The organism is Pseudomonas sp. TE4620 (genome assembly GCF_056279045.1).
In genome coordinates, this window is record NZ_JBWBQO010000001.1 from 1,591,190 (window position 1) to 1,603,106 (window position 11,917).

Sequence of the window (11,917 nt, forward strand, 5' to 3'; positions counted from 1 at the left end):
AGGGGTGACTCCAGGCAAAAACGGCAATGGCGCGATTCTACCGCGCCGGCCTGCCATCCGTCCCTTTGCCGCGCAGATGATCTGAACTTCAGTTGCGGCGCACCGCTCCCTTGCATAGAGGGCACTTCTCGCCCGACTGCCGAAGGCTGCCGCCATGACCGTGATGACCGCCGCACCCGTGCTTGACCCGCATGTCATCGATAGCCGAGCAGGCCATGCAGCGCGTTATCACGCTCTGTTGCAGGGCGAGCTGAGCGACAGCGCCGCCTGGCTCGGCGAGCAATTGCAACAGGCTGAGGCCTTGCCTGATGAACTGCCGGCCAACCCCGTCGAACTCGGCCAATGGACCGCCGAGCGCGCTGCTGCCGTGGCCGGGCAATACGCCCAGTACCTGGCCGAGCGCAAAGCCGGCGCTGCCCGGCGTTACTTCAGCAACCGCGCCCATGCGCTGTATTTTCTCCAGCACGTCGTCCCGACCAAGGCGGTGGATGGTGCCTGGCTGTTCGGCATGCTCAGGCACTGGGCCGACCCGCGCTACCACGGGCTGATCCGCATCTACCTGGAAGAGCTCGGTGATGGCGACCCGGCCTGCAACCATGTGCTGATCTACCGGCGCCTGCTCAGCGAACTGGGCTGCCATGAGCAGCTGCCGCTGGGCGACGACCGCTACCTGCAAGGTGCGCTGCAACTGGCGCTGGGCTTCAACACCGAGGCGTTCCTGCCCGAAGTGATCGGCTACAACCTGGGCTATGAGCAACTGCCCCTGCATTTGCTGATCAGCGCTTACGAGCTGGACGAACTGGGCATCGACCCGCAGTACTTTCGCCTGCACGTGACCATCGACAACGCCAGCAGCGGCCACGCCTGCAAGGCGGTGCAGGCACTGATGCAACTGTGGCCGGCGCAGGGTGCCAGCGAGTTCTATCGGCGGGTGGCGCGAGGCTATCGGCTCAACGACCTGGGCCCGGGCTCAGCGACGATCATTGCCGAGTTTGACCTCGAAGCCGAGCTGCTGGTCGCCTTCGAGCGCAAGCGCAGTTTTGGCCAGCACATGCATTCCGATTACTGCCGTATCGAAGGACGCACGGTCAACCAGTGGCTGGCCGAGCCCGGCAGCATTGCGGGGTTTCTCGCCGCCCTGCAGGAGAAGGGCTGGATCAAACGCGGCCAGGACCCGGCCGACAGCCGTTTCTGGCAACTGATCGACGGCCCGGCAGCAGCGATGTTCGGCGTCTTCAGCCCCTATGAAAAGCAGCTGCTGCATGACTGGATCGCGCTCAGCTGGCAGCCGCGCCGCCCTCGTCACGGGCCGGCCAAGGCCGAGGTGTCGATGCACGACGAGGCGCTGGTGAGCGCGCTTGAGCGCGAGCTCCATGACCTGCCGCCGCAGGCGCGGATCGCCTACCTGATCAGCGAAATGGCCGGGGCTCGTCACGCCTTGCCCCAGGGCCTGGCGGCGACGCGCAAATACGCGCAGATGACTGGGCTCAATCAGTAACGGAGGCTGACCATGCAATTGACCGAGGCGCAACGCCAGGCCGATCAGGCCTTGCTGCAACTGGGGCGGCGGCTGTTGGCCGATGGCTATCGCTTTACCAGCGTCACGCCCTTGACCCAGTGGCGCAATAACCAGCGTGAGGGTGCAGAACAGTCTCATACCCTGCGCGATATTTTCGGCTGGAACCGGCCCTTTGCGCCCGCGCTGCTGTCAGCGGACGAGCTGGCGCAGCTGCAACGGGCGCAGATCCTCGACGAGCATGAACAGCTGCTGCGCAGCCGGGTACGCTGGTCGAGCCTGCATGATTTGCTCTTCGTTCATTCCGGTTTTCCCACCGACAGCACGGACGCGGTGTTTTTCGGCCCGGACAGCTATCGCTTTGCCCAGTTGATCGAAGCCCACCTGCAGCAGAGTTTCGCCAGCATCAACCACGCCGTGGATATCGGTTGCGGTGCCGGGGTCGGCGCGGTGCTGATCGCCCGTGCCCGCCGGCATGCGCAGGTCAGAGCCGTGGACATCAACCCGCAGGCCCTGCGCCTGACCGCTATCAACGTCGCCCTGGCGGAGCTGGCCAACGTCTCGGTCGAGCACAGCGATGTGCTCCAGGGCATCAGCGGCAGCTTCGACCTGATTGTCGCCAACCCGCCGTACATGCTCGACGCCAGTGAGCGCGCCTACCGGCATGGTGGCGGCGCCCTGGGCGCCGGGCTGTCGCTGCGGATCGTTGAACAAGCCCTGCCACGCCTGGCGCCGGGCGGCACCTTGCTGCTGTACACCGGGGTGGCCATGGTTGATGGTCGCGACCCGTTCCTGACAGCCTTGCAAGCGCCTTTGGCGTCCGCCGACTGGGCCTGGCACTACCATGAACTGGACCCCGACGTGTTCGGCGAACAACTGCTCGAGCCCGGTTACCAGCAGGTCGAACGCATCGGCGCTGTGGCCTTGAGCGTCACCCGCCGATGAACAGCCCCTGCGGCTTTGGCATCGAGGAAGAATACCTGCTGGTCGAGCTGGCCAGCGGGCGCATGCTCGCCGCGCCGTCGGCGGCGCAGATCGACCTGTGCCGCCAGGTGCTTGGCGCACACTTTGCCCAGGAGATGTTCAAGGGCCAGATCGAGGTGGCATCGCCAGTGTTCAGCAGCCTGGCCCAGGCCCGGGAGTTTCTCGCCGGCAGTCGCATGCAACTGGCACAGGTACTGGCCGAGGAAGGCATCGGCCTGTTGAGCGCCGGCAGTCATCCCCTGGGCGGCTGGCGCAAGCAGCAGCCTGCTGACGACGAACACTTTCGCCAGTTGTTCGCCGACTACCAGCAGGTGGCCCGGCGCAGCCTGTTGTGCGGCCTGCATGTGCACGTCGGGGTGCCGCCCGGGCACGACCGCATCCAGCTGATCAACCAGTTGCTACCCTGGTTGCCGCTGCTGTTGCTGCTCAGTACTTCATCGCCGTTCTGGGAAGGCCAGGTGACCGGCTACATGAGCTATCGCCAGGTAGCCTGCGGGGAATGGCCGCACATGGGCCTGCCGGAACGCTTGAGCGACTGGCAGGGATACCAGCGCTACCTGGCCTTGTTGCGACGCACCGGTTCGTTGCGCGAGGGTGATGACGGCTGGTGGGCGATCCGCCCGTCGCGGCGCTTTCCGACGGTGGAGCTGCGCATCGCTGATGCGTGCCCGAACCTTGAAGATGCGCTGTGCATAGCCGGGTTGTTTCGCTGCATGGTCGAGCATTATCTGGCGCAACCACGTACCACCGTGCACCTGAGCCGCGAGGCCCACTGGCTTGCCCGGGAGAACTACTGGCGGGCCATGCGCCATGGCCGCCATGGGCAGTTCATTTGCCTGGAGGATGAAGGGCAGGGTAGCGCCGGGCAGTGGCTGGCGCGGGCGCAAGCGGTGTTTGCCGATGCGCTGCAGGGGGTTGACGGTGATCGCAGCTTTGCCCGGGCGCAGGTGATTGTTGCTCAGGGGAGCAGTGCCGACCGGCAATTGGCGATGGCGCAGCAGGGGATGTTGGCGGTGGTGCAGGGGTTGTTGCAAGAGGTCAAATCGTGTTGACGCCATCGCGGGTCAAGTCGAGGCGTCGCGACAGATGCCTACTTTGTTTTCTCTCGCTGGCGCAGCGTCGTCACCGTCTCGCCACCCACACCCCAGTTGTCGGTGTTCACTTCTTCGATCACGACGAAGGTCGACGACGGTGGCTTGTTCAGCACCCGCTCGAGCATCGCGGTGGTCTGTTCGATCAACTGCTGCTTCTGTTCGCGGGTGACGCTTTCGTCGGTCACGCGAATATGGACATACGGCATGTTCTTTCCCTCTGTGTGTTTACCAGGTTCCCGTCGCCGAACCACCGTCGACGGCCATCACCGTACCGGTGACAAATGTCGAGTCCGTCAGGTATAGCACCGCATCGACCACATCCTTGGGCGAACCGACCTGCCCGGTGGGGGCGAGGGCCTTGAGGGCTTCGCGGGTCTGCGGGTCATCGCCATGCAGCGGGGTATCGATGATCCCCGGGGCCACGGCGTTGACCTGCACCTGTGACGGCGCCAGCTCCAGGGCCAGGGCGCGGACTGCCTGGTTGATGCCGCCCTTGATCAGCACCGGCAGCAGCGCCGGCACCTTGATGTTCGGTTGCAGGGCAATCGAGGCGCTGATGTTGATGATATGCCCGGCGCCGTTGCCGGCCATGTGCCGGGCCGCTGCCTGGGCCGGGTAAAAGAAGCCCTTGAGGTTGGTGTCGACGATGGCTTCGACCTCGGCCTGGGTGTAGTCGCTGACCGGCTTGGCGATGAAGATCCCGGCGTTGTTGACCAGAATATCGACCTTGCCGAACGCGTCGATGGCCTGCTCGAACAGTGTGCGCGCCGTGTGCGGCAGGGCGATATCGCCCTCGACCAGCAGCAGCCTGGCCGGGTTGCCGAGCTTGGTGGCGGCCTCCTGCAGGCGGGCGAGGGTGCGGGCATTGGCGACGACATTGTCGCCGCGCTCAAGGTAAGCCTTGGCGATGGCAAAACCCAGGCCGCTCGAGGCGCCGGTTACGATGACAGTCTTGGCGGTGTGCATGGTCGGTCTCCAGTGGGCCCGGCGGGGTCGCCGGGTAGGTGAGGCAGACTTTAATTTGCAAGCGACTATTGAAAAATGCTGCGCATGGAATTTGAATTGATACTTTGTGTAATCAATTGAGCCGCCATGACCCGCCATTTCGATGACCTTCAACTGGGCAGTATCGAGCTATTTTGCCTGGCTGCCGAAACCAGCAGTTTCACCGGCGCGGCGACCCTGGCCGGGGTCACGCCGGCAGCGGTCAGCCGTTCGGTGGCGCGCCTGGAAGAGCGCCTGGGGGTGCGCCTGTTCGTGCGCACCACCCGGCAGATGCGCCTGACTGAAGGCGGGCGCAATTACCATGAGCAATGCCGTCAGGCCCTGAGCCAGCTGATGGATGCCGAACGTGCGCTTAGCGGCGGCCAGGCCGTGCCGTCGGGGCTGCTGCGCATCAGCGTACCGACACCCTATGCGCACTATCGTTTGCTACCAAGACTGGCCAGGTTTCGCCAGCTGTATCCGCAGGTGCAGATCGACCTTCACGTCAGCAATCGCAACATCGACTTTGCCGACGAAGGCTACGACCTGGCCATTCGTGGCCGCGAGCCTGCCGATTCGCGGCTGATCGCCCGGCGTCTGGAAGACGCCGAGCTGGTGGTCGTGGCAACGCCTGAGTATCTGCGTGCAGCGGGCACACCGCAGACGCCGCACGAGCTGGCCACTCACGAGTGCATTCAGTTCGAACTGCCCAGCAGCGGGCGCAAGGTGCCCTGGTCGTTCATGCTTGAGGGCAAGCGCGTGGAGCTGGAGGTGACTGGCAGCATCACCTGCCTGGAAGACTTCCTGGCCACCGCCACACTGGTCAAAAGCGGTGCGGGGCTGATGCAGGCGTATCGCTTTACCGTGCAGCAGGAACTCGACAGAGGCCAGTTGCAAGAAGTGCTGGCGCCCTATGGCGGCACCTCACGGCCGTTCATTTTGCTCTACCCCCACGCCCGGCATGTGCCGCTGCGGGTGCGGGCCTTTATTGATTTCCTGATTCAGGATGCAGCTGGCTGAAACGCTAGCCCTTGGCTTTTTTCAGGCTTTTCATCCGCTGCTTGGCGCGCTGCACGGCAGCCATTTTTTCCGGGCGTTTCATGCGCTTCCATTTGCGGATGTCGTCCTTGCTGCGGCCGCAGCTCAGGCACAGGTCGCCGCTCAACTGGCACACGGCGATGCAGGGGTTTTCGATGTCCTTGGCCATGTGTCAGCCGCGCTGTTCGATGTCGAACTGCACGTGAGGTGCGAGCGGATGCAATTCGACGTCGGCTTCTTGCAAAGCCAAGGCCGTCAGCTCGATCATCCGCTCACCTTGTCCGCTGGCCAGGGCGTGTTCCTTGGCAGCCCGGGTTTCGAAAACCCAGATCACCTGCAAACTGGAAGGGAAGCGTGTGTAATCGACCAGGTGGGTGAGCCAGGCAAAACCGACGATTTCGGCCTTGGCGGTCTCGCAGGCTTCGGTCAGGGTGGCGACCAGACGGCGGTCAAGCTGCGCCTGTTCGCGTTTGCTCAGTGGCATGGCGGTAAGGGTCTTTGCGGGAGGAGAGGCGATCATACGCTATCTGAGCGCGCCACCCGGAACTGGGCGCAGCGGTGCCGGGTCTTGCGCCAATCCTGTGGGAGCGGGCTTGCCCCGCGATCGAGCGCGAAGCGGACGTGGTTCAGGCACGCTCCTACACCGGTGGCTGCGGGGCTTACTGAACGTTGTGCAGCTTGACCACATCACCCGAGACACGGGTGGTGTAGCCGGTCAGTACCCAGGCCCAGAACCAGTTTTCCTGGACCTGGGTGTTGATCATCGCGTCGCCGCCCTTGGCCTTGATCGCGGCATTCTGGGCGCGCACGAAGCGGCTGTTCTGACGCACTGGAATGACGCCCAGTACCAGCAGACCGGTGGCGCTGGCTTCGCTGTGGCCGATCACGGTGTACTGGTCGGCGTTGTAGTGCTGGGTTTTCATCGGGGTGCCGGTGCAACCTGCCAGGGCCAGGACGAACAGGCCGCAGGCGACAACTTTGCTCAGGTTTTTCACTGCATAACTCCATGACAATTGGCCCGGGATCCATCTCTCGAGCGGCGCATACTTTACCGGATCAGCCAGGATCACGCTCGTCTGCTGGCGCACGGCCTACCGCTACCCGGCGTAAAATACTGGGTTGCGACCCTCCCGCGGAGCAGCAGCCATGAAAATCGTCGTGATCGGTGGTACCGGCCTGATCGGCACCCAGTTGTGCAACAACCTGCGCGCCAACGGCCACAAGGTGCTCGCCGCCTCGCCCAAGACTGGCGTCGATACCCTCACCGGCGAAGGCCTGGAGCAAGCGCTGCAGGGCACCGATGTAGTGGTCGATGTGGCCAACTCGCCGTCCTTTGACGACGCTGCCGTGCTGGCGTTTTTCCAGAGCTCCGGGCGCAACCTGCTGGCCGCCGAGCAAAAGGCCGAGGTCCGGCACCACATCGCCCTCTCGGTGGTGGGCACCGAGCGCATGCAGGACAGTGGCTACTTTCGCGCCAAGCTGGCCCAGGAAGAGCTGATCAAGGCCTCAGGCAGGCCCTATACCATCCTGCGCGCTACGCAATTTTTCGAGTTCATGGGCGCCATCGCTTATTCCGGTGCCGACGGCAACCGCGTGCGCCTGACCAACGCCGCGTTGCAGCCGGTGGCCTCATCCGACGTGGCCCTGGCCCTGGCCAACCTTGCCGAGCAGGCGCCGGCCAACCGCACTCTCGAAATCGCCGGCCCTGATCGCCTGCCGCTGGCTGATTTCGTGCGCAGCTACCTGCAGCACAATCAAGATGCCCGCGAGGTGATAGCCGACCCCGAGGCCACCTATTTCGGGGCGCCGATCGACGACCGCTCACTGACCCCGGATGAAGGTGCGATCCTTGGCTTGCTGCACTTTCAGACCTGGTTGAAAACCACCGCCGTGCAACGCTGAGCCGTTGCACAGGGACCTGACTTCTTTACCTGCGCCACACCGGCCACAGGTCGCTGCCCAGCGCCCAATGCCCTTGCCCGGGCAGCAGGGGCACACCACCGACCCAGCGCTCGGGGGCCTGCTGCTCAAGCCAGTTGGCCTGGCCCGCCAGCACCTGCTCGCCCAGCGGGGTGAGGCTCAGGGGCCGGCGCGGCCAGTCCAGCTCGGCCTGCGCTTCGATGAGCAGCGGCGTCGGCGAATCGATCAGCGGGCGCAGCAGGGCATGGAACATCATGTCGCCCAGGTAAGGCAGTGGCTCGCGCTTGCCCATCAGTTCGGCAAACACCCGGCCGAACGGCACCTCGCCGAACTCGTTGATGATCTGCAGCGCCAGGCGTTCGCTCAGCGACAGGCCGTCGTCCACGCCCGGCAGCTCCTGCAACTGGCGTAGCAGCGCTGGGGCGAGCAAGGGCAGGGCCAGGTCCTGGCGATGGGCCAACTGCGCCCAGGCCAGTGGCGAGGGGGCGCAATACGCCGCCCAGGCCTCGCGCGCCAGTTGCAGCATGGGCCCATCCACTGCCCGGCGCTGCGGCCACAACCAGGCCAATACGTCCGGGGCCAACTGGCCGATGCCGATAAAGCGCTCGACCCCGGGCATTCTGTCAATCTCGATCAGCTTCAGGCGCTGCGGCGGCTTGGCCAAGCCGGCCAGCACGCGGATCAAAAACAGCTGGTCATAGGCATCCGCCTCGCACCAGAGCACCGCGCTGGGGCAGCCGTCGAGGCGGGCCAGGTCGGCGTATTCGGTGTCCATCTTGCGCTGTACTTCGGCGAGCTCCAGGCCATAGGCCTGGCTGATGTAGTCGCTGCGCAGGGCGCGGTAAGGCGCTGTCGGCACGTCACGCACCGGGCCCATCACCAGCGGGTCGCTGAGCATCTGAAAGGCGCCGGTAAAGCCGGCCAGGCGCAGGCTGTGGCTGATGTCGTTGCCGCAGCGCCAATGCTGGGTGGCGGCTTCGTCATCGGCAATAAATTGCGGGTGGCGGGCGGCAAAGTCGATAGCGTCGATATGCGCCTTGAGCTTGGGCCAGCTGGCAAAGCCCAGATCGCGGGCAATCAGCCACTGGGCATCGGCCAGGCGCGGTGAGGCAGGGCCGAGTAGCGCCAGTTGCTCGGGCGCGGTACCGCTGCGCAGGCGCTGCAGCAGCTCCTTGGCGCGCTTGCGTTGTTGTTCAAGATTGATGCGCCCGTCATGGGACGGCGACGACAGTCGAGCAGGCATACGAACTCCTTGTGCGAGCCTTGTCCGCTGTCAGGCCGGGAGTCGTAGACAAAAATGTGGGGTGTACAGCCTGGGCGCAGCCCTTTCCGCGGACGGGTGGCGTGGTTGACGCCGGCTGCGACTATAGGCCCGGCGCCCGGCAAAAGGCAATCGTCAGCTCCAGGCGCGCGGCCAGCACTCCTGCAGCAGGTCGCTGAACACCTTCAGGCGCGGCGAGTGCTGGCGCGACGGCGGGTAGACCAATGCCAGTTCACGCCAGCGCCCGGAAAACGGCTCCAGCACCGGTACCAGACGCCCGTCGGCCAGGGCCTGGCGGGCGACGAAATCCATCACCTGGACAATGCCGAAACCCTGCAGCGCGGCATCGATCAGCGGGTCGCCGACATCGAACAGCAGCTGCCCGCTGACCTGCACGTCGACCCGCTTGCCGTCCCGGACGAACTGCCAGTCGACGCGGCGCCCGAGGTAGGGGTTATGCACCACCAGGCAGTTGTGCCGGGCCAGGTCTTCGAGGGTCTGCGGCATGCCGTGGCGGGCCAGGTAGGCGGGGGAGGCGACGGTCACCCAGTGCATCGGCGCCAGCGGCCGGGCCACCAGGCGCACATCGCTGAGCGGGCCGATGCGCACCGCGGCGTCGAAGCCTTCTTCGGCGAGGTCGACCAGGCGATCGGTCATGGTCGCATCCACCACCAGCTGGGGATGGCGTTGGGTCAGTTCGCCCAGCAGCGGCAGGATGACGATCCGGCCAAAGGCCGAGGGCAGGCTCAGGCGCAGGGTGCCGCTGGGTTCGCAGCGGCGGTCGAGCAGCAGTTGCTCGGCTTCCTCGAAGCCGGCCAGCAAGGGGGCGCAACGCTCGCGCAGTAGCAGGCCGTCGGCGCTCAGGCTGACGCTGCGGGTGTTGCGGTGCAGCAGCTTGACCCCCAGTTGCTCTTCCAGACGGCGGATTGCCCGCGACAAGCCTGACTGGGTCAAGCCGGTGCTGGCGGCTGCGGCGGTAAAACTGCGCAGCTCGGCGACCTTGAGCAGCAGGGCAACGGTGTTCAGATCCATGATTAAAGTCATTACTGAAAGAACTGGCAGCGTATTTATCATGCCTGGCGCATGAAAGACACTGGCGCCTTCTTGCCAAGGATGCCCCGCATGTCGACTCCCACCCCGCGCCACCCTGCATTGATGCTGCTGTTGCTGGCGTGCGCCCAACTGATCATTGCCCTGGACTACACCATTGTTTTCGTCGCCTTGCCGACCATTGGCGAGCACCTGGCCATCGGCCCGCGCCAGTTGCAATGGATCATCAGCGCCTTCGGCGTGGCCTTTGGCGGCTGCCTGCTGCTTGGCGGACGCGCCGCCGACCTGCTCGGCCGCAGGCGCCTGTATCGGCTTGGCCAGGGCTTGTTCGCCATCGCCTCGCTGGCCGGCGGTCTGACCCATCAGGCCGAGATCCTGGTGCTGGCGCGGGCGCTGCAGGGGTTGGCGGGTGCCTTGCTGTTCCCCGCGACCCTGGCGCTGATCAACAGCCAGTACGCCGAAGGTGCGCCGCGCACTCGCGCCCTGGCGATCTGGAGCGCCGCTTCGGCCGCGGGCCTGGCCCTCGGCGCCTTGCTCGGCGGCATCCTCACCCAGTGGTTGGGCTGGCAGGCGGTATTTCTGGTCAATGTGCCGCTGGCGGGGGCTTGCGCCTGGGCCGCCGGCTACTGGATTCCGATCGACCCGCCACGGGCCCAGGGGCGCTCGTTTGATCTGGCCGGTGCCCTGACCATCACCCTCGGCGGCAGCCTGCTGGTGCTGGCGCTGATCGAAGGGCCGAGCTGGGGCTGGCAACGGCCGCTGTTCTGGACCGTGCTGGCGGCCGCACTCATCTGCCTGGCGGTGTTTGTGGTGATCGAAACCCGCAGCCGCGACCCGTTGATGCCGCTGCGCCTGCTGCGCACCCCGGGCCTTCGCGCGGCCATGGGCCTGACCGCAGTGTTCATGGCCAGCTTCAGCGTGCAGTACTACTTCCTGGCCTTGTACTTCCAGCAGGTCTACGGCTACAGCGTGCTTGCCAGCGGCCTGGCGTTTTTGCCGGCGACCCTGGTGTGCACCCTGGGCATCGGCATTGCCGAACGGGCGCTGGCCCGCCTGGGTTTGCGCAGCACCTTGATTATCGGCTTGCTGGCCGGCGGCCTGGGTATCCTCTGGCTCGGCTGGATGTTGCCCGGGGATGGCGCTTTTGCCCGCCTGCTGGCGCCGATTGCCTTGCTCAGCATCGGCCAGGGCATGACCTGGACGGCCATGTGGGTGTGCGCCGGGCAGGGGGTTGCGGCGGCCGAGCAGGGCGTGGCGTCAGGGATGGCGTCTACCGTCCAGCAGATTGGCGGGGCGTTGGGCCTGGCGCTGCTGGTGGGGTTGGCCAACCAGGGGCTCGACGGCTTGAGCGGCGCAGCCTGGCAGCAAGGTTACGCGCTGGGCTTGCAGCGTGCAGTACTGGTCAGCGGCGGGATCGCGCTATTGGGTGTGCTGATCGCCCTGGCGTTGCCTGGCAAGGTTCGCAGCACTTCAACAGAGGCTCAAGGCTGTTAGCCGGCTTTGACACACGGCACACTGGCGTCCCGACCCTGACTCACGGAACGAGCCGATGCCCCTGCACATTCGCCCCGCCACGCCCGCCGACGCCAGCGCCATCAGCGCAGTGATCATCCAGTCCTTGCAGCAGACCAACGCCGCCGATTATTCGGCGGCGCTGATCGCCCAGGTCGAGCAGAGCTTTACTGCAGAGCGAATACTGGCCTTGCTTGAGCAGCGCCAGGTGCTGGTGGCGCTGCTCGACCAGCAGTTGGTTGCCACTGCCAGCTTGCAAGGCAATGTGCTGCGCAGCGTGTTTGTGGCGCCAGGGGTGCAGGGCACCGGCGTGGGTCGCGTGCTGATGCAGGCGCTTGAAAACCTGGCCCGGCAAGCGGGGCAGATGGTGCTGCGGGTGCCGTCATCAATCACTGCAGAGGGGTTTTATGCCCGGCTCGGCTACGCCAAGGTCCGCGAGGTGATGGAGGGGGAGGAGCGGATCATCGTCATGGAGCGCGCTGTGCCGCGTTGAGCACGGGGTTGTCGTCGAATATAATTTGACATATTTGATTTGTGATCACATATTCGTATCACAAG

14 protein-coding genes are annotated in these 11,917 nt (G+C 65.3%); 7 read left to right on the forward strand and 7 right to left on the reverse strand.

Going from position 1 to position 11,917, the window contains the following annotated elements:
* Window positions 1–154 precede the first annotated feature (154 nt).
* From ACZ9A3_RS07575 to ACZ9A3_RS07585, 3 genes are read left to right on the forward strand one after another with little or no spacing between them, the layout of a single operon-like run.
* On the forward strand, window positions 155–1,498 hold the full coding sequence (locus tag ACZ9A3_RS07575; protein WP_476252324.1) for an iron-containing redox enzyme family protein: 1,344 nt from the start codon (window positions 155–157) through the stop codon (window positions 1,496–1,498).
* Between the two features lie 12 nt (window positions 1,499–1,510).
* Window positions 1,511–2,461, forward strand: a complete 951-nt coding sequence (locus ACZ9A3_RS07580) for a methyltransferase (RefSeq protein WP_476252325.1) — start codon at window positions 1,511–1,513, stop codon at window positions 2,459–2,461.
* Window positions 2,458–3,552 (forward strand): carboxylate-amine ligase, encoded by a 1,095-nt coding sequence (locus ACZ9A3_RS07585; RefSeq protein ID WP_213601699.1) that lies wholly within the window; start codon window positions 2,458–2,460, stop codon window positions 3,550–3,552. The genes ACZ9A3_RS07580 and ACZ9A3_RS07585 overlap by 4 nt, the downstream gene beginning before the upstream one ends.
* Before the next feature lie 38 nt (window positions 3,553–3,590).
* Here ACZ9A3_RS07585 and ACZ9A3_RS07590 read toward each other — a convergent pair whose 3' ends face one another.
* Together ACZ9A3_RS07590 and ACZ9A3_RS07595 are read right to left on the reverse strand one after the other, a co-directional pair.
* A complete protein-coding gene (locus tag ACZ9A3_RS07590; RefSeq protein ID WP_213601697.1) occupies window positions 3,591–3,800 on the reverse strand; it encodes a tautomerase family protein in 210 nt (69 codons plus the stop codon).
* A 19-nt stretch (window positions 3,801–3,819) separates the two neighbouring features.
* Window positions 3,820–4,560, reverse strand: a complete 741-nt coding sequence (locus ACZ9A3_RS07595; RefSeq protein ID WP_476252326.1) for an SDR family NAD(P)-dependent oxidoreductase — start codon at window positions 4,558–4,560, stop codon at window positions 3,820–3,822.
* Window positions 4,561–4,686: 126 nt separating this feature from the next.
* Between ACZ9A3_RS07595 and ACZ9A3_RS07600 the strand changes: the two genes are divergently transcribed.
* Window positions 4,687–5,598, forward strand: coding sequence for a LysR family transcriptional regulator (locus ACZ9A3_RS07600; RefSeq protein WP_213601693.1), 912 nt, complete (start codon window positions 4,687–4,689; stop codon window positions 5,596–5,598).
* 4 nt (window positions 5,599–5,602) lie between these two features.
* Here ACZ9A3_RS07600 and ACZ9A3_RS07605 read toward each other — a convergent pair whose 3' ends face one another.
* The 3 genes from ACZ9A3_RS07605 to ACZ9A3_RS07615 all read right to left on the reverse strand — a co-directional run bounded on the left by ACZ9A3_RS07605 (window position 5,603) and on the right by ACZ9A3_RS07615 (window position 6,611).
* Window positions 5,603–5,785 carry a DUF1289 domain-containing protein gene (locus tag ACZ9A3_RS07605; RefSeq protein WP_045201277.1) on the reverse strand — a complete coding sequence of 61 codons (183 nt, stop codon included), beginning with the start codon at window positions 5,783–5,785 and terminating at the stop codon, window positions 5,603–5,605.
* Between the two features lie 3 nt (window positions 5,786–5,788).
* Window positions 5,789–6,100 (reverse strand): hypothetical protein, encoded by a 312-nt coding sequence (locus ACZ9A3_RS07610; protein ID WP_093384338.1) that lies wholly within the window; start codon window positions 6,098–6,100, stop codon window positions 5,789–5,791.
* A 175-nt stretch (window positions 6,101–6,275) separates the two neighbouring features.
* On the reverse strand, window positions 6,276–6,611 hold the full coding sequence (locus ACZ9A3_RS07615) for a hypothetical protein (RefSeq protein WP_038994655.1): 336 nt from the start codon (window positions 6,609–6,611) through the stop codon (window positions 6,276–6,278).
* Between the two features lie 151 nt (window positions 6,612–6,762).
* Here ACZ9A3_RS07615 and ACZ9A3_RS07620 point away from each other — a divergent pair, with 151 nt between their 5' ends.
* On the forward strand, window positions 6,763–7,518 hold the full coding sequence (locus tag ACZ9A3_RS07620) for an SDR family oxidoreductase (RefSeq protein ID WP_045201279.1): 756 nt from the start codon (window positions 6,763–6,765) through the stop codon (window positions 7,516–7,518).
* 25 nt (window positions 7,519–7,543) lie between these two features.
* Here the strand turns inward: ACZ9A3_RS07620 and ACZ9A3_RS07625 are convergent, their stop codons facing one another.
* On the reverse strand, window positions 7,544–8,779 hold the full coding sequence (locus ACZ9A3_RS07625) for a DUF1835 domain-containing protein (RefSeq protein WP_093384324.1): 1,236 nt from the start codon (window positions 8,777–8,779) through the stop codon (window positions 7,544–7,546).
* Window positions 8,780–8,932: 153 nt separating this feature from the next.
* Window positions 8,933–9,829 (reverse strand): LysR family transcriptional regulator, encoded by an 897-nt coding sequence (locus ACZ9A3_RS07630; RefSeq protein ID WP_213601689.1) that lies wholly within the window; start codon window positions 9,827–9,829, stop codon window positions 8,933–8,935.
* A 123-nt stretch (window positions 9,830–9,952) separates the two neighbouring features.
* Between ACZ9A3_RS07630 and ACZ9A3_RS07635 the strand changes: the two genes are divergently transcribed.
* Together ACZ9A3_RS07635 and ACZ9A3_RS07640 are read left to right on the forward strand one after the other, a co-directional pair.
* Window positions 9,953–11,341, forward strand: coding sequence for an MFS transporter (locus tag ACZ9A3_RS07635; protein WP_093387591.1), 1,389 nt, complete (start codon window positions 9,953–9,955; stop codon window positions 11,339–11,341).
* A gap of 55 nt (window positions 11,342–11,396) precedes the next feature.
* Window positions 11,397–11,852 carry an N-acetyltransferase family protein gene (locus tag ACZ9A3_RS07640; RefSeq protein WP_476252327.1) on the forward strand — a complete coding sequence of 152 codons (456 nt, stop codon included), beginning with the start codon at window positions 11,397–11,399 and terminating at the stop codon, window positions 11,850–11,852.
* The last annotated feature ends 65 nt before the right edge of the window (window positions 11,853–11,917 follow it).

Excerpts from the sequence above, each read along its gene's own strand:
- ACZ9A3_RS07575 (WP_476252324.1), top strand. The coding sequence starts at position 155 with ATGACCGTGATGACCGCCGCACCCGTGCTTGACCCGCATGTCATCGAT.
- ACZ9A3_RS07580 (WP_476252325.1), top strand. The coding sequence starts at position 1,511 with ATGCAATTGACCGAGGCGCAACGCCAGGCCGATCAGGCCTTGCTGCAA.
- ACZ9A3_RS07585 (WP_213601699.1), top strand. The coding sequence starts at position 2,458 with ATGAACAGCCCCTGCGGCTTTGGCATCGAGGAAGAATACCTGCTGGTC.
- ACZ9A3_RS07590 (WP_213601697.1), bottom strand. The coding sequence starts at position 3,800 with ATGCCGTATGTCCATATTCGCGTGACCGACGAAAGCGTCACCCGCGAA.
- ACZ9A3_RS07595 (WP_476252326.1), bottom strand. The coding sequence starts at position 4,560 with ATGCACACCGCCAAGACTGTCATCGTAACCGGCGCCTCGAGCGGCCTG.
- ACZ9A3_RS07600 (WP_213601693.1), top strand. The coding sequence starts at position 4,687 with ATGACCCGCCATTTCGATGACCTTCAACTGGGCAGTATCGAGCTATTT.
- ACZ9A3_RS07605 (WP_045201277.1), bottom strand. The coding sequence starts at position 5,785 with ATGGCCAAGGACATCGAAAACCCCTGCATCGCCGTGTGCCAGTTGAGC.
- ACZ9A3_RS07610 (WP_093384338.1), bottom strand. The coding sequence starts at position 6,100 with ATGCCACTGAGCAAACGCGAACAGGCGCAGCTTGACCGCCGTCTGGTC.
- ACZ9A3_RS07620 (WP_045201279.1), top strand. The coding sequence starts at position 6,763 with ATGAAAATCGTCGTGATCGGTGGTACCGGCCTGATCGGCACCCAGTTG.
- ACZ9A3_RS07625 (WP_093384324.1), bottom strand. The coding sequence starts at position 8,779 with ATGCCTGCTCGACTGTCGTCGCCGTCCCATGACGGGCGCATCAATCTT.
- ACZ9A3_RS07630 (WP_213601689.1), bottom strand. The coding sequence starts at position 9,829 with ATGGATCTGAACACCGTTGCCCTGCTGCTCAAGGTCGCCGAGCTGCGC.
- ACZ9A3_RS07635 (WP_093387591.1), top strand. The coding sequence starts at position 9,953 with ATGCTGCTGTTGCTGGCGTGCGCCCAACTGATCATTGCCCTGGACTAC.
- ACZ9A3_RS07640 (WP_476252327.1), top strand. The coding sequence starts at position 11,397 with ATGCCCCTGCACATTCGCCCCGCCACGCCCGCCGACGCCAGCGCCATC.